The organism is Rhizobium sp. LjRoot258 (assembly GCF_964254185.1).
GTDB lineage: Bacteria > Pseudomonadota > Alphaproteobacteria > Rhizobiales > Rhizobiaceae > Rhizobium.
The window spans coordinates 1,046,226-1,066,167 of the sequence record NZ_CAXUST020000002.1; the positions used below are offsets into that span (position 1 = coordinate 1,046,226).

Here is a 19,942-nt window from a genome sequence, read left to right on the forward strand (position 1 = left end):
TATCCCTGGTCGTTTGCATCTCTAATGCGCCTCGCCTGTTGACGAGACCTTGGGCGGTCCATCGACCAAAGCCCGAAAAGGTGCAGCATCCGTGCGCAGGACAAGGCGTGTGTTGGAATTGACGATCGTCCCGAGCGTATCGAGGGAGCGGAGCAGTTCATAAAGCTCCGGGGCACTTTTGTAGGCAGCCCCGTAGATCTGTGCCGCTTCGACACGGGATTTGGCCTCTATGTCGGCGGCTTTCACGGTCGCGTCCGCCTGCAGAACTCTCGCGTCGCGTTCGGCTGCGGAGCGGATCTCGGCTGCCTTGCGTTTGCCGACCGCCGCGCGCTCGGTGGCGATCGTCTCGCGCTCGGCCCGCATTCGGTCGACCGTGGCATTCAACGTCACTGCGGGCAAGGTCAGGCGCTCGATGCCGATATCGACAACCTGCAAGCCGTAAGTGTCGAGCAATTGCTGTGTGATCTGGGCTTTGAGTTGCGTTTCCAGCGCATCGATCCGGAGCTTGTCGGGATCGGGGTTGATCAGCGACGACAGGTCGAAATTGCTGGCCGCAGTTTCCAGCGACGATCCAAGGAACGTGCGGATTTGCTCTGCTGCCAAATCAGGTCGATTCTGGACCGAGCGAACGAAGCGCTTGATTGCATCCGGGTCCTGCGGCACCTGCCAGATCGCATAGGCCTGCGCGATGATCCGCAATCCATCCTTTGTTCCGACATCCTGAAGGCCGCTCGACGTCGATCTGGCGCGTAGATCGACATTGATGGTGTTCTCCAAGGGAATGGGAAACCGGAACGCCAGGCCAGGATCGGTCAGAACACGCACCGGATTGCCGAATCTGGTGATGATGGTAGCGGCCCCCGATTGGACCTGCACAAGGCAGGCGGCCACCAGGATGATCGACACGATCACGATTGCGACGACCAGACGAGACCATCGGAACGGCATCGTCTCGTCGCGATCGTGAGAATGGTGATCGTGACCATGATGGTCTGAGTCCGGATGAGCGTGTGCGTCGGTCATGGGCTGGTTTCTTCACTTTGGTAGGGGGTGCTGGGCTTTGCACGTGTGTCTTGGTTTGTGTCTGGATCGACCGGCAACATCATGTTTCGAAGATCGAACGTCGGAGCGATGCTTCCGCCGATGCGGTGATCGAGGACGAGAGCCTTCGAGCGCGATAGCCCCATTGTCAGCTGATTGAAGTATTCCTCTGTCAAGAACGCTTGCCCCGCCAAACGGTAGGCCGACTGATCAGCTTCAAAGCGCAGCTTTGCGACTTCCGAAGCCGATATGTTTTCTCTTGCAACCGCTGCCGCGTTGTCCTGTTGGACACTGGCATTCAATTTTGCCTCATTCGTCTGTTCGGCTGCCGTTCCCCGCTCGCGCGCCACCAGCGCATCCGCGCTGATCTGCGCCGCCTGGACCGCGTGAAAGGCGTTGGCCGCGCCGGCGGGAGGATGGATGGCCTCGATGATGACCGCCAGGATTTCGATGCCACTGTTCAGCTCATCCATATTTTTCTGGACCGCCGAGGCAATATCATTCGCCAGCGACAACCGGCCTTCGCTCAAGACGTCGTTGAGCGTCCTTTTGGCAAAGTCATGCACGAGGACACGGTTTGCGGCGCTCTCGATCAATCCTGGCTGATCGGCAACCCGATAGGCCGCCTTCATCGCGGCCTGATCCGAAAGACCAATGCGGTAGACGAAGCGCACGTCCATGTTGACGATCTGAAAACTCTGCTTGCCACCAGTGCCGCTGGCGATGACTTGCGATTTCTCGCTGATGTGCGAGGCATCCCACAGCCGGTTGGCACTTTCTGGCGCTGGTCCCTCGGCATTCGTCGGCGGCTCGTTGCCATCCGTCGTGCTGACGGAGGTGGCCAGTTCGTGCACGCTGCCATTCTCGAGGAGAATGACGCGACCAAACGGCCAAGGAAGGCCGATGTGAAGACCGGAATGCAGGATGGCCTCGGCCTTGCCGAACCGTTCATAGACGCCCCGGCCAGACATGGGGATTTCGCGGACGCCGCTCAACAACCAGCCCAGGAAGATCGTTCCGAGAACGATTGCGGGAGCGGCCTTGCGAATGAATGAAAAGGCCCAAATCTGGCGAAGATCGATACCGTGCTTGGTGCGTAATTCCGTCTGGATGCCAATCCAGGGCTGAGGCGGCCACTGAAGGATGTTCGCGACAAGACTGTTCGTGATCAACGACGGCTCGCGGTTGTTGTTTTGCGGGCGGAACATCGAGACGATTGCGCGGAGTAGAAACTCGAGCCCGACAAGAGCAATGAAGCCACCCAGCGCCGCCAAGAGCTTGACGGACAATCCCGATCCGCGGGCGCTCAGGAAGAGGCAAAAGCAAGACATGACGAGCACGAAAATAGGCACCCGTGCCAATTGTGAAATTGCGCTTGCCTCCGGCCATTCCTCGGCATCGATGGCGGCGAGCCTCCTCTCCGTCACCAGCAGAAAGAAGGCGAATACCAGACAGGCCGCGACGATGACGAAGGCCAGCGTTCCGATCGTTATGTCGTCCGTCTTCAAAGTCCAGTCCGAAGACACGATGAGGCATGCCAACAGCGAAAGGCCGAAGACCCAGAGCGGGCGGGCGCCGATGCGCGAAAAGAGCGCCTGGCCCACGGACAATGCACTCCCGGTCCAGCGCTCAATGCGATCAGGCTCCTCCGTGTTCGGGAAGGACCACGGCGAGCTCACGAAAGCGACGAACCACCGTATCGGCCTACCGAGCGGGCGGCTGGGCAACCCGGCTTTTTCTTGACGCCATTGGACCACGTCGTAGGCGGATCGTAGTCCAGCACCGAACAGGACAAGCGCAGCCGCGTTATTGCAGAAGAAAGCGATCCAGATTGCGTTCAGACTGAATGTGTTCGCAATCAGGGCGCCGAACAAAAGCAGGGCTGCGAAAATCGATATGCTGAAGCCCTGACTTGCAAGATCATGCGCGTGAGCCGCCGCAAGTTGGAAGTCTGCGCGGTCTTTGAACTCAGAGGAGCGCTGCGTTTCGTCGCAATTCGTTTTTGGCGTTGCCATGCTTTATATCTGCTCACTAGCGCTGCGATCCGTTGGCAGCTGGCCCCATAAGAGACTTCAATTGTCATGTTCGAAGCGTTTGGCTCGAAATCCAGAGATACGTTATTACGTATCATCCTTCTACCCGCAAGGTCTCACGTTCGTTGATTCAGGCAGGCGTCTTGCCACGGCTCTGAAGTTACACGACGATTTATGCGGCTGTGTTCACTGACCTCTCGCGCGACGGGCCTGTCGTGATCGACTCTGCAACAGGCGTCTATGGCGTGATCGACGACTTCTGGCAGCGGCCTGTCGTAGAGGTTGTGCCGTTTGGACCGGACAAGGCCGGATCAGATGGACGACATTGGGATTTTACTCGGATGAGATCCGCGCTCCGAACGACGTGTGCTGTATACGTGCCAACGCCGCAAAGTTGCAGAGATGCCGCAGCGCGGTTTCTATTGAATCGATATTCATTGAGAGACTTCAATCGCCGAAGCGGTTTCGTTATCACTTTGGTTGAAGCGCTTGGCATCCAGAGGTCGACTTTGCCCAAGTAAGCACCGGTCTCAATCCAAATTCACCCGTACGTGCGACAGCACAAGCCTGTCGTCGTATTGCCGTGTTCATCGGGTGGCTGCATGAGACCGGTTTGGCATCGTTTACATGTTCCATGTGCAGCTCCGCTGTCTCAGCTCTTCAGCCACCCGAACAACGCCATACCATGCCCTAGCGGCTTTCTCATGCACTCACCTTGGTGGACTTCCGAATGTGCAACACTCTTCAGGTCCGCTGGACCTATCCAATCTGGACGATAGGGAGCTGTTTTGGAAACCGCCAGCGATTGACGAGATCGCGGATCGAGAACAAAGGGCGCAAGGGACCGAGTTTGGGCCTTTGTCGCTGCTATACGCAAGGACATCGCGACGGTGCCAAGTCATCTGAAGGAGTCTATTTCCACCGACTGGAGTCCTGGAGACGAGTATAATTGCGGCTACCTATGCCGAATTTATTGTTGAAACCCGGTCACTTCATCTGAGTTCTTATTCCGATGCCTGAGAGGACGCCATGGGTGACGACGCCGAGTTGCACCACGAAGAAGATAGCGGCAGGCCGGGTGAATCCGTCGCCTTTCCGTTTGACCGAATGTCTGTCCAGCGTTTTCGGGAAACCTTCCCGCGCGCTCGATGGAGCGACGAACGCAAAGCCTGGTTTGTGCCTGGAACGACCGCGCGCCGCAGAATAGACCGGTGGCTCGCTCGCGAAGCATCTCGCGCTGATGCCTTCGCCGATGAGAAGGGCCGCGACGCCTTTGAGTTCGAACCGATCCTCAGTCCGTATCTGGATGTGGTAGAGGACGGCTTTCGTGTTCGCACGCCGTATTCGCGAACCATTGTCGATGAGCTCCGACAGGTCCCTTTTGCGCGCTGGGATGTCGACCTCAGGGTCTGGCATATACCCTTTGCCTCCTACGACGACCTCCTGCGCCACTGGAAGCGCATAGAAGAGGCCGCCAAGCGCAACGAGCCCGAAGAACGTCGCAAGCGTGCCGAAGCTCGTAAAGGAACGGATGAGGATAAAAGGTCGCGGCGGCGCGCATCGGAGCGGAGGCGTCACCGCATCCCGGTGCCGGCAAATGACTTGCCGCCTCTCAACAGGCCGGTGGCCACGAGGAGTTACGGCATTATCGTGGTTAGCGAAGTGACCGGCGAATTGGTAGAAGCCACTACCGTTGCCGATCTCTATCCCGATCTAAGCGATGAACACGTGTGGGCAGTGTGGCGTTCTGCCTCTCTTGAAGAGCTGATACATACCTGGCCCGCGAAAAAGGAGCCGGGCGAGTATGAAAATAGTCGTGGTTGGTGGCAACCAACGATCGAAGAATTGCGGGAGGTCCGCCGGCGGGCGAGGTTTCGGGAGCGGAGAGCGGCGCTTCGCGCTTCACTCTGAACCGGAGTTTATGCGCTCCTCTTTCCCATCAAGCGGTCAGTCCCGGGTGTCTTGCCCTTTTTCGGTCGTGTCTTTGTGTCGCGTACGGCCTGTAGCCGGATGATCCTTTCAGCGCAGCCTTGCCGTCCCTCATTGGCCGGCTGCCTTCGGCAGATCGAGTTCGACCATCAACGGAGCATGGTCGCTGGTGTGCTCCCACCCACGAGGTCGCCGCCTGACACTTGCTGAGCGCAGGCACGGAGCGACAGCAGGACTGAGTAGAACGTGGTCGATCCTAAGACCCGCGTCGCGCTCGAATGAATTCCGCCAATACTTCCAGAACGTATATATTCGCTCCTTGGGGTATAAGTGCCGTACCGCATCCACCCACCCTTGCCCGACGAGCTCGGCATAGGCTGCCCGGACCTCGGGGCGGAACAGGGCATCGTCTCGCCACCGCTCCGGAGCGTAAACGTCGAGATCAGTCGGCATGACATTATAGTCGCCGACCAGCAGAACGGGCACGTCGAGCTCAAGCAGTTCGGCCGCATAGGCCTGCAGGCGTTGAAACCATCGAAGCTTGTAGTCGAACATAGGGCCTGGAGCAGGGTTGCCGTTCGGAAGATAGAGGCAGCCGATCAACAGGCCGTCCACCACCGCCTCGATATAACGACTGTGAGTGTCGTCAGGATCGCCGGGAAGACCGCGCCGCGTCAAGAGTGGCAGCGTGCCCCTTGCCAGGATTGCAACGCCGTTCCAGCTCTTCTGGCCGTGCCATACAGCCTCATATCCGGCGCGCCGAAGTTCTTTGCGCGGAAATCTCTCGTCCACCGTCTTGAGTTCCTGAAGGCAGACAATGTCGGGGCGGTCTTCCTTCAGCCACCTCAGCAGCACTGTAAGGCGGCCATTGATGCCGTTGATGTTATAAGTGGCTATTTTCACTCAATCTCCGAGGGCTGAGGCTAGGCGACAGGTAGGGCGCTTTTCTCTCCTTGACCACGGCGACAGGCCGGAAAAATCGCGCAAGCAACGAACACGAACCAACCGCATCATTTCGATCGAATTGTTGCGATGCTCGACAAGAGACTTGAATGCCCACAGCATGAAGGCGCGAGGGTGCCGTTGGTCCGATAGCAGCAATGGCCGCCCGAAGTCCTGGTGGATTGAGCTTGCCGAGGAAATGATCGACGAGAATTGCGCTTCCTGCGCTCAGAAATCTATCGATGGGATGAAGCAGATCCGCCGATCAAACGGCTCACCGCATTCGATCGCCTCAAGTCGTGACGCCGGACAGTTTATCCGTTGTTTCGGGCACCAACATCACTACCGACGTCGGGAGGCCTCGGTGAATCAACCGGTTGGCAGAGCTAGGACTGGGCCGGCCCCATTAGTTTCATCAATCGGCAGTTGACCATGGTCGCTGGACGGTGCGCCGCGAGCGCCTCAACTCCAGCACGAGCGCAGCCCGCGGCTGTCTTCCTGAATAGTTTGCACTCGTCTGGAGCCCGCGGTGAGCTTGAGTGCCTCTTCCCTGCTATGAATTCACTTCTTTCTCACGAAAAGTGGTGAGGATTAGCTATAGCTAGATCCTCGCGTAATTCGACTGCGTAGATTACGCATCTAGCCCCACTTCCTCCAAAGGAATTCCAAATAGACGATCAGTTACATATCTGCGCGTTGAAGAATATACAACGACAAGCCGTAAATATCGAAAATCCTTCTTGACATATTAAGTAATTTTTAAAACTATCGGTACGTTCTCTAGCTTTCTGCATGTCAATGGAGGCAGTACATCATGGTGTACTGGAGATGCAGTAAGTTCCTATCAGTAATGCGCGGGAGGAGGTTTCGTCTTGATTGAGGAACTTTCATGGGAACGAAAAGGATTCGTGTTTCGGTAGTTTGCACATCCGGTGAACTATCCGAAAAAATTCGTTCAGGCGTTTGTGTTGATCATGGCATGTGTTTCGTGGACGCGAAACGCGCCAGTGAGTCTTTGCACGAATTCGTCGCCCGAACATTGCCCGCCGTCGTCATATGCGAAATTGCCACTTCCGCCGACATCGGGATTGGTAATGCCCTGCGTCGTGTTGCCAGTACGGAGGCGGAGTATCCATTCAATTTGATCTACGCCGTCAGTCACTCCAGCGTGAAACTGATCCAGGACGTCTACGTCGACGGTGTATCAAGCATGATTTTTACCAGTGACGACGGCAAAGATATCTATACCGCGATCTCGCGCGTTGCAGCGGGACAACACCACATCAGCCCGTCGGTGTTTAGATGCCTACCAGACCTGCATATTCGCAGCTTCTACTCGCTTCTTAACGGCGCCACGCTCACACCATCGCGTTTGCCCGAAGGCAGCCTAAGCGCGCGCGAAGAACTCGTGCTAAAACTAATCGCCTACGGGTTCAGCACTAAGGAGATTGCCGCCGAAATGCGTCTCAGCACAAAAACGGTTGAAACGTATAAATCACGCGGCTCCGATAAGCTCAGCCTCTCCACTCGCGCGTCCATCGTTAAATACGGCGCCCTAAGGGGATGGTTTAACATATATCAGCATTAGAACTGAGTAATCTTCACATAATATAAGTATAAAATGAGCTGGCTACTTTAGCCGGCTATTTGTGTTTACATATTCCGCCGGTTTTTCTTCTCATTTTCCCTACATTTGTTCTTATTTGCCTGACTTTTATTCTTTATTAACCCTCGTAATCTTCCCACGTGCCTGACGAAATAGCGGTGCGCCAGAGAACCGCGCTGTCGTGACGTCAAGCCAACTTCGAGCAAATGCAATCGTGGGGACATGTCATGGCAAGAATTAGTATACTTGGTATCGGATACGTCGGCGTGGTTTCTGCCGCCTGCCTGGCGGAAGATGGTCACACGGTCGTGGCTGTGGACGTCGACCCGGCCAAGGTGGCCAAGCTCAATGCCGGCGAAGCACCGATTGTCGAAACGGGACTGACGCCGCTGCTTGAGCGCAATGTCGCACGTGGACGCCTGAGCGCCACTACGGACGTCAGTTCCGCCATTGCCGAAACAGACCTGACCTTCATTTGCGTCGGCACGCCCAGCGCGTCAGATGGCGCTGTCGGTTTGAACTACGTTAAGCAGGCCTGCAAGGATGTTGCAGCGGCGATACGGCAAAAGTCGACGTTTCACTCCGTTGTGGTGCGCTCGACCATCGTTCCCGGCACCATGGAAAGCGAATGCATTCCTACCCTCGAGCAGGTGTCGGGACTGACCGCCGGCGACGGGTTCGGTGTCGGCTACTATCCCGAATTCCTCCGGGAAGGCACAGCAATCGACGACAATTACAATCCGGGCCTTATCGTGTTCGGTGCCATTGATCCCATTACGGAACAGCTGCTGCGCGACATCAACGCCGGTCTGCCGTGCGCCTGCAATGTCGTGCCGCTGGCGACAGCGGAGATGATTAAGTACACGAGCAATTCCTGGCGAGCTGTCAAGGTGACCTTCGCCAATGAGATAGGGAACATCGCCAAGGCCTGCGGGATCGACGGCCAATTGGTCCTGAAGGTGTTGTGTTCCGACGACAAGGTGAACATGTCGCCGTATTTCATGCGACCCGGGTTCGCCTTCGGTGGTTCTTGCCTGCCCAAGGACGTTCGCGCCCTGCGGCATCTGGCGGGCGAAAGGGAAGTATCCACACCGCTCCTCGACTCGGTTCTGACCGCGAATGCCGGACAGATCGAGCGCGCCGAGACGATGGTAGAGAATGCGCCGGGAAAGTCGATTGGGATGGTCGGGATCAGCTTCAAGGCCGGCACCGACGATTTGCGTGAAAGCCCGCTCGCTGAGCTCGCCTCACGGCTCATTTCCAAGGGCTTTGATCTTAGGGTCTACGACCCGAGTGTCAGCGTTGCATACGCACACAACATGGGCGGCTCGGGACGCGGCAACGGAATTGTTCCCGATCTCAAGGAGCGCCTTGTCAGCAAGATCGATGAATTGATCGCAGGCGCTGACATCCTGCTCGTCGGCAACCGCTACGAGGAAGCAGTTGAGCCACTGACAGAGGCGGCGTCTACCAAGAGCCTTGTCGACCTTACGCGCATCAATCCGAAGATGCGCTCGGGCGGCCTATACGCAGGCATCTGCTGGTAGGAGCTGAACGTGCTGGGTCATATTCTTTACATCCTTGTATTTTCCAGCGTGGCCGTTGCGGTTCCCGCTCATCGGCTTGCCGATAACGCCAGCCTGGTGTTGACGATCGGAACGCTCGGGATGTGGCGATATGGCTGGGGCGCGATCAACTTTGTCCGCGCAACGATATTCATTCACATCGTGCATCCGCGCCGGCGCGCTGCCGTGACCAGCAGATATCTGGAACGGCAGCGCCCGGCTCATTCCTTCTTCCTGGTCACGACCTACAAGGTCGACACCGCTGTCACGGCTCGGGTCTATCGCTCCCTGTTCAATGCTGCTGCTGCGTCAAGAGGAGGTGCAACGGTTGTTGCCTCAATCGTCGATACTGCTGATGAAAGGCTCATTCGACGAATCTATTCACTGATGAAGCCCCGGACCGCTCATGTTCGGCTGATCATTGATCGAATACCGGCAACTGGCAAGCGTGATGCGCTGGCCACATCCTTGCGCATCATTGCAAGGCAATGCCCGATGCCCGACGACATCGTCGTCCTCATCGACGGTGACAGCTGCCCTCCGGAAGATCTTGTCGAGAAGTGCGCTCCATTTTTTGTCGATCCCAAAATAGGTGCCGTGACAACGGATGAGGATTGCGAAATCGAAGAGTCTCGTCTGTTTCGCGACTGGTTCAATCTTCGCTTTACCCAGAGACATATGATGATGTCGTCCATGGGACTTTCCGGTCGTGTGCTGACGCTGACGGGGCGGCTCTCGATCTTTCGTGCATCGCTCGCCTGCGACCCAGACTTCATTGACAACGTGCAGCATGACTGGCTGGCGCATTGGCGGCTTGGGACCGTGAAATTCCTGACTGGAGACGACAAGTCGACGTGGTTCTGGCTGCTTAAGCGTGGCTATGAAATGGCCTATCTCCCTGACGTCCGTTCCGTCTCGATGGAAAGCCAGCCGAAGCCCGGGTTCGTCGATTCCGCCGTCGCTTTGATGCTGCGGTGGTTCGGCAACATGCTTCGAACGAACGGCAGGGCGTTGGCGCTTGGCCCCCATCGCATCGGGTGGTTCACCTGGTGGTCGGTGCTCGATCAGCGAATATCGATGTGGACAACACTGTTCGGCCCCGCAACCGTGGTGATGTCGGCCGTGCTGATCAGCCCACTCGTCCTGCCCCTCTACCTGGCATGGGTTATGTTCACCAGGTACATCTACTGCTGCCTGTTGACGACCTTCCGGCCGGCCTTTCCGATCACTTACCCGTTTCTTTTATATTTCAGCCAGATCGGCGGCGCCCTCGTCAAAACCTTCGTTCTGTTTCGTCTCGATCGGCAAAAATGGACCCGGCAGTCCACGGCACGACGTGCGAGGCGCTCCACCTCCCTGTCGGAGCGTCTGCGAAACCTGTCTTCGACCTACGTTCACATGCTGGCAAGCGCTTGGCTCTTGTTCGCAGCCTTTATGATTTCCACCGCAAAAATGTGACCTGGAAGGATCTCTGATGACGACAATCGACCATCGCGAAAAGGAAGTGCTTTCAGTGGACAAGGATGCAGGTGAGACGCCCGATTTTGCCGATGCGAGTGAACATCCAAGCCTACGCATACCGTTCTCCGTCGCGATCGATGGACGCGCCTATGAAGGGGTCACTCTTTCAATGGTGGGAGCGCGAATTGCCGGAATTGCTGCGGCAAATTGGGCGGGCGCCAGCAAACTTGCTCTTTTTCGGTTCAATTTCAACGGATTTTCGCTGTCACTGCCAATCGACGTCGTCGTTGCATCAAGCGATAGTGAAACGGGAGCAATCGCCTTGCGCTTCCGGGACCCGACCGGCCAGCACATGCCGCAGATACGCTATCTCTTAAACTGCTGGATTGCAGGGGACCACGTGAGCCTCAATGGGTTGATTGGCTTGCCGAGCGTTCGGGAGAAAGAAAACACCTCCACTTCCGAAGCAGTCCGGCGGCCAGGCAGCGCCGCGTTGGCTAGAATAGTTGGAACGCTCAGCGTTGGCCTGGCCTCCATTGCCCTCATATTGTTCACGGCCACTGCCTTGAACAACCGCCTTTATGTGACGGAAGTAAATGCGCCGGCCCTGGTCCAGCGTCAGGGTCTAACGATGAAGGCAACGGCGAGCGGTCAGATTGACTTCATCAATCCCAGTGCTCCCAGCGGCAAACCGGCCTATTCGATCCTGGCATCCTCGGGTGTTGCCGTAACGGTCAGCATGCCTTGCGACTGCGAGGTTCAAACGACCGGCATCGAGCGAGGAGCGACCGTCCTCGTGGGTCAACCGATCCTCAATGTGAACAAGCATGGGGCTCCACTTGTTGTGCAATCGAGCCTGACCGGGCCCGAGTTGCGGCGATTGGCGGGTGGCGCAACGGCGCAGATCGAGACGCGCGATGGCAGGAAGGTCGATGCCAACGTTCTTGTCGATCGCGCCGGCGCCCCCACAGGTGAGCTGCTCCCGGTAACGCTTGTTCCCATTGAATCCCTGCCAGACGTGCCACCTGGAACGCCTGTTGTGGTGCGATTGGACGGTTCGCCCGGATGGGTGAGAGCCATGACAAATAGCCTGTCCTATTTCCGGGGTACGAAATGAGCGACATTCATCCACTGATCCTATGCGGCGGGTCCGGTACTCGCCTCTGGCCACTTTCGCGCGCCCACCAGCCAAAGCAGTTCCAGCCGGTCAACGGCGAAGGCTCCTTGACGTTCTTTCAGAGTACCGTTCAACGCCATCGCGCCGATATGTTTTCTGATCCGATCGTCTGCGTGGGATCCCGCCATGTGCAGACGGTTGCGCGTCAACTCCGTGAAATCCAGAGCAAAGCGCACATTATCACGGAGCCGGTGGCCCGGAATACGGGCCCGGCGGTGCTGGCTGCATCGCTCTATCTTGCTGGCGCCAAACCTGACGCGGTGCTGGTCGTCCTGCCATCTGACCATGTCATCAAGGGCGAGCTCAATCGCCTCATTGCGCAAATGCACCGTGCAGTATTGGACGGGCTTATTGTTACCTTCGGCATCCAACCGACCTATGCCGAAAAGGGATATGGCTACGTCATGGATGGAGGTCAATTCGATCTCTATCCCGGCCTGCACCGCGTCGAAAGCTTCATTGAGAAGCCCAGTACAGCAATTGCTCAGTCGCTCATCGACACCGGTTTTGCGTACTGGGCATCAGGCATCAGCATGTTTCGGGCGAGCAAGCTGATTGAGGAATACCGGCGTCACGATCCGTCGACATTTGCTGCCGTCAGTGCTGCTCTCCAGTCCGCTTCACCGCTTGAAACCGAGGCTGGCCTGCTGCTCGACGAACGCCATTTTATCGCAGCCGACAGCCAGCCGACAGAAAAGGCGGTCTTTGAACGCTGCAAGGACATTGCCTTGGCGCCCGCTGCAATCGAATGGGACGACGTCGGTGGCTGGACGTCTGTCCATTCGATCGGAATGAAAAATGAAAGCGGGAACGTAACCTCTGGCGACGTCGTGCTGTTCGATACGCGCGGCTCGTTGGTACGAGGCGGAGAGCGCCTGGTCGCAGTTGTCGGCATGAACGATGTGGTGGTCGTCGATACCGATGACGCACTCCTCGTCACCAACAAGTCAAGCGCCCAGGACGTGAAGAGAATTGTCGAGCACCTCGTAACGCTCAAGCGTCGCGAAGCGGAAAACCACCGTAGCCAGGTTACCGAATGGGGCACCATAAAGTCGATGCAGGCCGGCCCGGGTTTCGCCATGGACCTCTTGAGTGTGGATGGCGGAAAGACCGTCACGCTTGTTGGTGAGGAAGGCGTGTCTCGGATCCTGGCCGTTATCCGCGGGGGGGTGCGGCTTATCGGCGACCAAACGCAGTCTGAGCTGACCCCCGGCCTCTCCGCCATGGTTGCGACGGGCAGACAGGCGGTCTTGGTCAATACCTCCGATACCGTTTCCGAAGTCATTGAAATCAGCTGTGGCAACGCCAGCCTCCTTGGCTTGCCGAGCCAGCCTTTTGCGACCATCCCCTACGACGTGAGGGCTGCTGATTATGCCTAGGCGTTTTGCAGCGATCGCGACACTTGTCGCCTGCCTCGCGGGCTCGCCCTGGGCGACGGCGGGTCAGAAGAGCCCATACTGGCCAGGGCTGGACCGTCTCGAGCAAGACACGCAGCGCTTGGATGTATCTTCGGGCGAGATATTCAGGCGTGCCCACGAACTGGCTGGTATCGAACCGTCGCGGGCCGCAGGTCAGGCCGGCCCACTTATTTTCCCAGAAACCCAGAAACGCATTAGTCGTTCGCCGGTCGATATTCTCCTGCGCCGGATCGGCTTGCCGGCAAGCCAGGGTTTCGTGGAAGCGAGTTTAAAGGCCCAGCCGGCCCCTCAGGCTGCCGCAATCGTCATCGAAAGCGGCTCATTCAGCCTCGAAGAAGTCAGACAGGTCCTGCAAACGAAGGGCTTTGATGACTATCTCGAGAAGGGTCCAGAGGGGTATGTCGCCCATCGCCCCATCTTCATCTGGACCGGCGGCGCATTGAAAATCGGCCCTGGCGAAAGGTTGGCGGTCGACGGCAGCCAAGGCGCATTTGTTGTCAATACCGGGGTTTTGGAGATCGATGGCGCACACCTTGGTGCGACAGGCGCCAAGAACAGCGGATTCCGGCCGTTCCTGCTGACAACCTTCGGCGGCGCCACACTGGTAAGCCGAAGTGAAATTTCCGGACTGGGCTTTCCCGGGTTCCTGGAAGGAAGCGGTGTGGCCTTCACACATCAACAGTTTTCGTCATCTGTAACGAGCTCCATAGTCAAGGATAACATCTTCAAGGATGGCGCTGGTGTCGCGCTTGCCGGCGTGAGCGGGCTCGACATCGTCGGAAATCGCTTTGTCGATGGTCCTCAGACGGCGGTGCTGGTCAAGGCGGCACGCGACGTGCGTATCGCCGACAACATCGTGTCGCAACGATCCGGGGCGCACGCCATCAAGGTGACCGATGGTTCAAGCCATCTCGACATTTCCCACAACATCATCATTGGCAGTCCAGGTAACGGAATTTTTGTTGACGGCGGATCGACCGCGGTCAGGATTTCCGACAATCTCGTCGGCAGATCGAGGCTGACCGGAATTAGCGTGGATGGTGCCGCGTGCGTTGCGATCGAACGCAATGTAGTGCTTGCAAATCTTTCCCGTGGCATTGCGATGCGTTCCGTCCTCAACGGCAACGTGGAGAAAAATGATCTCCTCGGAAATGCTTCCGCCGGCCTGGCGATTTCAGGTCAATTCGAGCATTCATCGCTTCGCGTTTCCCACAACAACTTTGTGCACAATCGCTTCGGATTGAGTGGCTCGGCCGTTGGGGAAGTCAGTCTTCTTGCAAACGACTTCAGTCGACAGTTGCCGCGCGTCGCCGACGGAGACTTCGCAACGAACCTCGGTGGATTGCTGGAGTTTGCTGCATCAGACCAACCTGGTGAATTCAAGATCAAGGCAACCGTGCCAACCGCTCCGGATGACTTCTCCCAGTTTTCCGCAGTCGATTTTTCCGCTTGCATCGCCAAGAAGGGAACCTGAAATCATGGTTTTTTCCTCCGAGGTCTTCCTTTTTCTCTTTCTTCCGACATTCCTGCTGGCCTACTACGCGACCCCGATTGCCGCGCGCTCCCTTACCATTTTGATTGCGTCCTACATTTTTTACGGGTGGTGGCGGATGGATTTCCTCGCACTCCTGTTTGCAACAACCGTGTGGGTCTATGTCTTTGCGATCGCAGTCGAGCGCAATCTCGGCCGGCCCGCAGGGAAGATCCTGCTCGCCGTTGGCATCGCGGGCTGCCTGACGGTGCTCGGAGTTTTCAAATATCTGAACTTTTTCATCGATAGTTTCGCCGCGCTCGTTGGGACTGATGCGGACGGGCTCGGTATTCACTGGCGCCTGATCCTTCCCATTGGTATTTCCTTCTACGTCTTCCAGTCGATCAGCTATCTTGTCGACGTCTATCGCCGGGAAACGCCCGCCACGCGCAACTTCATCGATCTTGCCGCCTATAAGGCTCTGTTTCCGCAGCTCATTGCTGGCCCAATCCTGCGTTTCAAGGATCTCGCCGACCAATTCAAACATCGCGATCACACGATCCAGAAGTTTAGCGACGGCACGGCTCTGTTCGTCATCGGCCTTGCAAAGAAAGTACTGATTGCAGATCCGATTGCGCCGATCGCAGACAGCATCTTTTCGAGCGGTCACCCGACCCTGATTGAGGCGTGGCTTGGCGCCATCGCCTACACGATGCAACTTTACTTCGATTTTTCCGGCTATAGCGACATGGCGATAGGCCTTGGACTGATGATCGGGTTCCGCTTCGCACCGAACTTCGACATGCCCTATCTCAGCCGGAGCATCACCGAATTCTGGCGCAGATGGCACATCAGTCTGTCAAACTGGCTGAGAGATTATCTCTACATTCCGCTCGGCGGAAGCCGTCTCGGTCCTCTTCGAACCTATCTCAACCTGATCCTGGTCATGCTCCTCGGTGGGCTTTGGCATGGCGCCAACTGGACCTTCGTTCTCTGGGGCGGATGGCATGGTGGCTGGCTGGCGCTCGAACGCGCCACAGGCTGGAATAAGATAGCGACCTCTAAATGGAAAGCGCTGCCACTCACCCTGCTGATCGTCTTGTTGGGATGGGTCCTCTTCCGGGCCGAGAGCGTCGGTGTCGCATTAGACCTTTATGCCGGCATGCTCGGGCTGAATGGGTTTTGGGCGCGACCGGAATTGCTCCTCGACATCACTCACGAAGGGCTGCTCACTCTTGCCATTGGATGCGCAGTCGTTGCAAGCGAGCCGTATCTTCGGACCTTCGATCGGACAGGTGTTGCCGTGCCAGGTACCGATGGAACCGCGACGCTTCGTCAATCGATCACAGCGCCGTTGATGCTGACCTTGCTTGCAACAGTAACGATCCTGAAGCTTGCTGAGGCCAACCACTCGCCGTTTCTCTATTTTCAGTTTTGAGGCGCCAATGCAGATCAATGCTAAACAAACAACTGCCAGACTGCTGCTTCCGGTGATGTTGTTCGGGTATGGGGTCTTTGCCAATGTCGACATTCGCCCCCAATTGCTCGGCGCTATTTCGCAGCTCCCCGCAAACGTCGGCCAACTGAGCCACGGGCTGATCGGAACGACGCTCGAGGCCGTCTACAAGACCGAGTTGCCACACCGCGAGTTTGCGGTCGAATTCGTCGGCGCTGCTCGCTACGTCCTTTTTGGCGAAGGGCGTCGTGGAGTGGTCGTTGGAAAAAACGGATGGTTGTTTTCCGAGGAGGAGTTTCGCGGCGCCGCGAACGCGAACGCTGATAGCGGGATTTCGAGGGGCGTTCGCGAGATTTCGAAGGTCGCCGAAGCTTTACGGTCCCGAGGTCAGCGCCTGATTGTCGTACCGCTGCCTGCCAAGAGCGACGTTTACCGCGAATATCTGACGGATCAGCGATATGCCTCGATCGCAGAGCGTCGATACGCCGATTTCATCGATGCAATGTCTGCGGCACAGATCGACGTCGTTGATGCAAGGGAAGCGCTACTGCGTGCAAAACCGCAGGAGAACGTCTTTCTCAAGACTGACACGCATTGGACGCCTGCGGGAGCGAAGGCCGTCGCCGGTGCGATCGCGGCTTCCTCGCGAATTGTGGGACAGACGCATTTTGTCCTCAAGGACGAGCCAAACCGGGCGCTGGAAGGCGACCTCGTCAAATTCGTGACCGGTGCAAGATTGGCACCGTCGATTGGATTGAAGAACGAAGTCGTCGCCCCGCAAACTGCGTCACCGGGCGATGCAGGGTCAATCATCGATATCCTGGGCCAGGACGAAACATTTCCCGTCGTTCTGGTCGGCACCAGCTACAGTGCCAATGATACCTGGTCCTTTTCCGCTTATCTCGAAGCTGCGCTTGGCGCCAACGTCTTGAACGTCGCCGAGATCGGCCGCGGGCCGGTCGTTCCCATGCGTAAATTCCTGGAGACCAGCCAGCAGATTCAAGGACAACCGACAGTGCTTTGGGAGTTTCCGGTTCGCTATTTGACCGAGCCAGCTCTTTGGGATGCACCTCCACCCGTTGTTGAGGAGTAGACACATGCGCTTCCTTACACTGCTGGTCGCTCTGAGCATTGGCGTCAATAACGGATGCGGTGTTGCGTTTGCGGCTGCGGGCGCCGACCCGAAATCAAAGACAGCGGTTCAGCGCTATCGGCAAGGCTTCAATCAGGGCGTTACAAGAACAGATCAACTGAAGGACCCCGTCTTGCAGGCAATCCGTCGGCGGATGATTGCCCGCCAGCGTGTTTCCTACAAAGAGCTGCAGATGCTCGCCGACCGGGGCGACGGTGTGGCGGCGATCTACGTCGCCAAACGCCTTGCAGAAAATCCGAAGCTGACAGCCGACGCGATCCATTATTACACCATTGCATGTAGCACCGGCCGCGCAGGAGCAGTTGCTCCGCTTTCCCGACTGCTCAGCGCAACCTCAGAGACAGTCAGTGAGCCCCGCCTTGCGCAGGCTGAAAAGACGCTTCGCGACCATGCGGCCCGTGGAAATCCCGTGGCAGCCGCACAACTCGTCAAATTTTACAAGAGTGGCCGGCCTTTCGGAGCCAAGCCCGACGAGGTCTTGCGCCTTGAGCGGCAGGCGGCTGTCGGGGGTGATTCGAAGACTGCGCTCAATTTGGCGATCTCCATGATCTCCCAGGGCCTGGCGGGCGATCAGGAAAAGGAAGAGGCGAGGCACTTCCTGACGATCGCAAAAGACAGTGCTGAACCAAGCACGAGCGCGATCGCCGCCGCCGTTTTGCGCCGGTTGGAGAAAGAACCAACGAACCTTCTCGAGGTTTCGCAATGATACACTGGATTAGTCGATCGACCTTGTGTTCCCGGATCTTGCCGGCAATCGCCATTGCGCTGGCCTCAGCAGGGACCGGCCATGCCGCGTCCTCCGCGTTCGGATGCTCAGGCCTTGAGACCAACAGACAACTTGCCGTTGTCGAGGGAGAGAAGGGATTTTTCTATCGCGTCATTGCGGACCTGCGCATGGAGCAGCAACTGTCGGAGCACACCGCCGACGAAGTGGCATTGCTCGCAGAGGCGCTTGAGGCGGGGGGAACGACGCTTGTCTTTGTTCCGATACCGACCAAAAGCCTCGTCCTGCCGCAATATCTGCCCGACACTGCAAAAAGTGACTACGGTTTTGACTACGGCGTTGCAAAAAGCGCCTATGACGATGTCATCAAGCGATTGCGCGATCATGGCATCGCTACGGTTGATCTGCTGGAAAGGTTAAGAAAAGACGCCGGTGATGAGGCGCCATTCTTCCAGGCTGATTTTCACTGGACATCGTCGGGTGCGCGCGTGTCCGCAGAGGAAATCGCTGCAGCGATCCGGGCTCTTCCAGGTGCGGACGACCTCAAAAAGGCGAGTTTTCAGACAAAGCCGACCACGCGCCTGTCGATCATTTCCACGATGCGTCGATTGCTGCAGTCGGGCTGCAAGGATGCATTGCCCCTGCCGCAGACACAGGGGTACGAAACCGTTGAGACGGGTGGCGAAAACACCACAACCGACATCTTTGGCAACGACGCTTCGGGCGGTACCGTCGCCCTGGTCGGCACGAGCTATTCTGATCTTCCTGCCTCAAATTTCGCGGGCTTTCTCTCCCAGGCCCTCTCAACCCCCGTGACCAACTATTCGATTTCAGGGGGCAACCAGTTCGGGTCGATCACGTCCTATCTCACATCGGAAGCCTTCCAGACGAACCGGCCCCGATTTCTGATTTGGGAGAACCCGATCTACAACAATCTCGGCAAATTCGGCGATGCGCCTTTGATCGAGCTTTCTGCCGCGGCGCGTCAAAGCTGCCGGACGATCGATGGTGAGAAAATTTCACACCCCGGCGCCAACGTCATAAGCGTTGCCATCGGTGAGGGCGAAGTCTCGGACTCGGCGGTGATTTATGCGTTTTCAGGCGATGCGCATAGTCGGCGAGCGACGCTGCGTTTTGAGCTGAGCGACGGCCACCAGTTCGAGAGCAGTATTCTGCGCGCGGACCGAATGGTCTCGACCGGCCGCTTCTATTTTCCGGTTCGCTACTTTGCCCGTGAGGCCCCGCAGCGCATCAATCTCGAATTTGACCGCCTTTCTGCGGATGCCGTGGCGGTCAGTGTCTGCAGCCCTAAAGCAAGGTGATGGAAATGATCATATCTCGCACATGTGCAGCTCTTTGCGTCGCGATGCTGGCTTTGGTCACGCCCATAACGGGATTGGCGCAAGACGCTGGGCTTTACGGCAAGCCCGTTGACTCGAACGGCTCGTTCATCCGCATTGTCGACATTAATGCCTCGTCGGCCGTCATCGCTGGTGCTCAAGTCGCAAATTTCACCGAAGGGGTGTCACCCTACGTCACCGTTAAACCTGGTGACGTCGACATGTCCATCGGCTCAGAGAGCACGAAGGTGACCGCCGACCCCGGCAAATACTACACCTATGCCAAGCTGTCAGATGGACAAGGGAAACTTTACGTCGATGGCGTCAAGGATGACCCGTCGAAGGCTCAGGTCTATCTTTACAATCTCACTGACCTGCAAACAGTCGATCTGGTCGTGCCTGCTGCGAATGCAACTGCACTCAAGGCGGTCGCCTCCGGAACCGCTCAGAGCGTATCTCTAAGAGCGCCGCTCAGTCTCGGCTTCGTTATCCAGCAGGACGGCAAGACGATCGCCGAAACCGAAAAGATCAACCTGAAGAGACGGGCGGGGTTTTCCATCGTTCTCTCAGGCAGCAAGGGCGACTACCACGTCGTCGCCGCTGAAAACCACTTGAGCCAATAGGGG

Annotated in this window: 15 protein-coding genes and 1 pseudogene; 13 read left to right on the forward strand and 3 right to left on the reverse strand. The window is 57.4% G+C overall.

Going from position 1 to position 19,942, the window contains the following annotated elements; all coding sequences use genetic code 11:
* Window positions 1-21: 21 nt before the first annotated feature.
* Window positions 22-1,023: a protease modulator HflC gene (hflC, locus tag ACSQ9D_RS25735; protein WP_436284684.1), complete on the reverse strand. Its 1,002-nt coding sequence runs from the start codon at window positions 1,021-1,023 to the stop codon at window positions 22-24.
* Window positions 1,020-3,056 carry an SPFH domain-containing protein gene (locus ACSQ9D_RS25740; protein ID WP_436284685.1) on the reverse strand — a complete coding sequence of 679 codons (2,037 nt, stop codon included), beginning with the start codon at window positions 3,054-3,056 and terminating at the stop codon, window positions 1,020-1,022. The genes hflC and ACSQ9D_RS25740 overlap by 4 nt, the downstream gene beginning before the upstream one ends.
* A 1,047-nt stretch (window positions 3,057-4,103) precedes the next feature.
* Between ACSQ9D_RS25740 and ACSQ9D_RS25745 the strand changes: the two genes are divergently transcribed.
* On the forward strand, window positions 4,104-4,985 hold the full coding sequence (locus tag ACSQ9D_RS25745) for a hypothetical protein (RefSeq protein WP_436284686.1): 882 nt from the start codon (window positions 4,104-4,106) through the stop codon (window positions 4,983-4,985).
* Window positions 4,986-5,114: 129 nt separating this feature from the next.
* On the opposite strand, the gene xth is transcribed toward ACSQ9D_RS25745, so the two are convergent.
* Window positions 5,115-5,906, reverse strand: a complete 792-nt coding sequence (xth, locus tag ACSQ9D_RS25750; RefSeq protein ID WP_436284687.1) for an exodeoxyribonuclease III — start codon at window positions 5,904-5,906, stop codon at window positions 5,115-5,117.
* Window positions 5,907-6,066: 160 nt separating this feature from the next.
* Here xth and ACSQ9D_RS25755 point away from each other — a divergent pair.
* The 12 genes and pseudogenes from ACSQ9D_RS25755 to ACSQ9D_RS25810 form a co-directional block, all read left to right on the forward strand.
* Window positions 6,067-6,248, forward strand: a pseudogene (locus ACSQ9D_RS25755) (3'-5' exonuclease); the annotation flags it as partial.
* A gap of 586 nt (window positions 6,249-6,834) precedes the next feature.
* Window positions 6,835-7,533 carry a response regulator transcription factor gene (locus ACSQ9D_RS25760; RefSeq protein ID WP_436284688.1) on the forward strand — a complete coding sequence of 233 codons (699 nt, stop codon included), beginning with the start codon at window positions 6,835-6,837 and terminating at the stop codon, window positions 7,531-7,533.
* Window positions 7,534-7,778: 245 nt separating this feature from the next.
* Window positions 7,779-9,098 (forward strand): nucleotide sugar dehydrogenase, encoded by a 1,320-nt coding sequence (locus ACSQ9D_RS25765; protein WP_436284689.1) that lies wholly within the window; start codon window positions 7,779-7,781, stop codon window positions 9,096-9,098.
* Window positions 9,099-9,107: 9 nt separating this feature from the next.
* Window positions 9,108-10,574, forward strand: coding sequence for a glycosyltransferase (locus ACSQ9D_RS25770; RefSeq protein WP_436284690.1), 1,467 nt, complete (start codon window positions 9,108-9,110; stop codon window positions 10,572-10,574).
* 16 nt (window positions 10,575-10,590) lie between these two features.
* Complete coding sequence (locus tag ACSQ9D_RS25775; RefSeq protein ID WP_436284691.1) at window positions 10,591-11,694, forward strand: hypothetical protein; 1,104 nt, start codon at window positions 10,591-10,593, stop codon at window positions 11,692-11,694.
* Window positions 11,691-13,133, forward strand: coding sequence for a mannose-1-phosphate guanylyltransferase (locus ACSQ9D_RS25780; RefSeq protein WP_436284692.1), 1,443 nt, complete (start codon window positions 11,691-11,693; stop codon window positions 13,131-13,133). The genes ACSQ9D_RS25775 and ACSQ9D_RS25780 overlap by 4 nt, the downstream gene beginning before the upstream one ends.
* Window positions 13,126-14,646: a right-handed parallel beta-helix repeat-containing protein gene (locus ACSQ9D_RS25785; RefSeq protein WP_436284693.1), complete on the forward strand. Its 1,521-nt coding sequence runs from the start codon at window positions 13,126-13,128 to the stop codon at window positions 14,644-14,646. The genes ACSQ9D_RS25780 and ACSQ9D_RS25785 overlap by 8 nt, the downstream gene beginning before the upstream one ends.
* Window positions 14,647-14,650: 4 nt before the next feature.
* Complete coding sequence (locus tag ACSQ9D_RS25790) at window positions 14,651-16,081, forward strand: MBOAT family O-acyltransferase (RefSeq protein ID WP_436284694.1); 1,431 nt, start codon at window positions 14,651-14,653, stop codon at window positions 16,079-16,081.
* 7 nt (window positions 16,082-16,088) lie between these two features.
* Window positions 16,089-17,192 (forward strand): alginate O-acetyltransferase AlgX-related protein, encoded by a 1,104-nt coding sequence (locus ACSQ9D_RS25795; protein WP_436284695.1) that lies wholly within the window; start codon window positions 16,089-16,091, stop codon window positions 17,190-17,192.
* 4 nt (window positions 17,193-17,196) lie between these two features.
* Window positions 17,197-17,958 (forward strand): hypothetical protein, encoded by a 762-nt coding sequence (locus ACSQ9D_RS25800; RefSeq protein WP_436284696.1) that lies wholly within the window; start codon window positions 17,197-17,199, stop codon window positions 17,956-17,958.
* Window positions 17,955-19,298 carry an alginate O-acetyltransferase AlgX-related protein gene (locus tag ACSQ9D_RS25805; protein WP_436284697.1) on the forward strand — a complete coding sequence of 448 codons (1,344 nt, stop codon included), beginning with the start codon at window positions 17,955-17,957 and terminating at the stop codon, window positions 19,296-19,298. The genes ACSQ9D_RS25800 and ACSQ9D_RS25805 overlap by 4 nt, the downstream gene beginning before the upstream one ends.
* 5 nt (window positions 19,299-19,303) lie before the next feature.
* A complete protein-coding gene (locus ACSQ9D_RS25810; RefSeq protein ID WP_436284698.1) occupies window positions 19,304-19,939 on the forward strand; it encodes an alginate O-acetyltransferase AlgF in 636 nt (211 codons plus the stop codon).
* The last annotated feature ends 3 nt before the right edge of the window (window positions 19,940-19,942 follow it).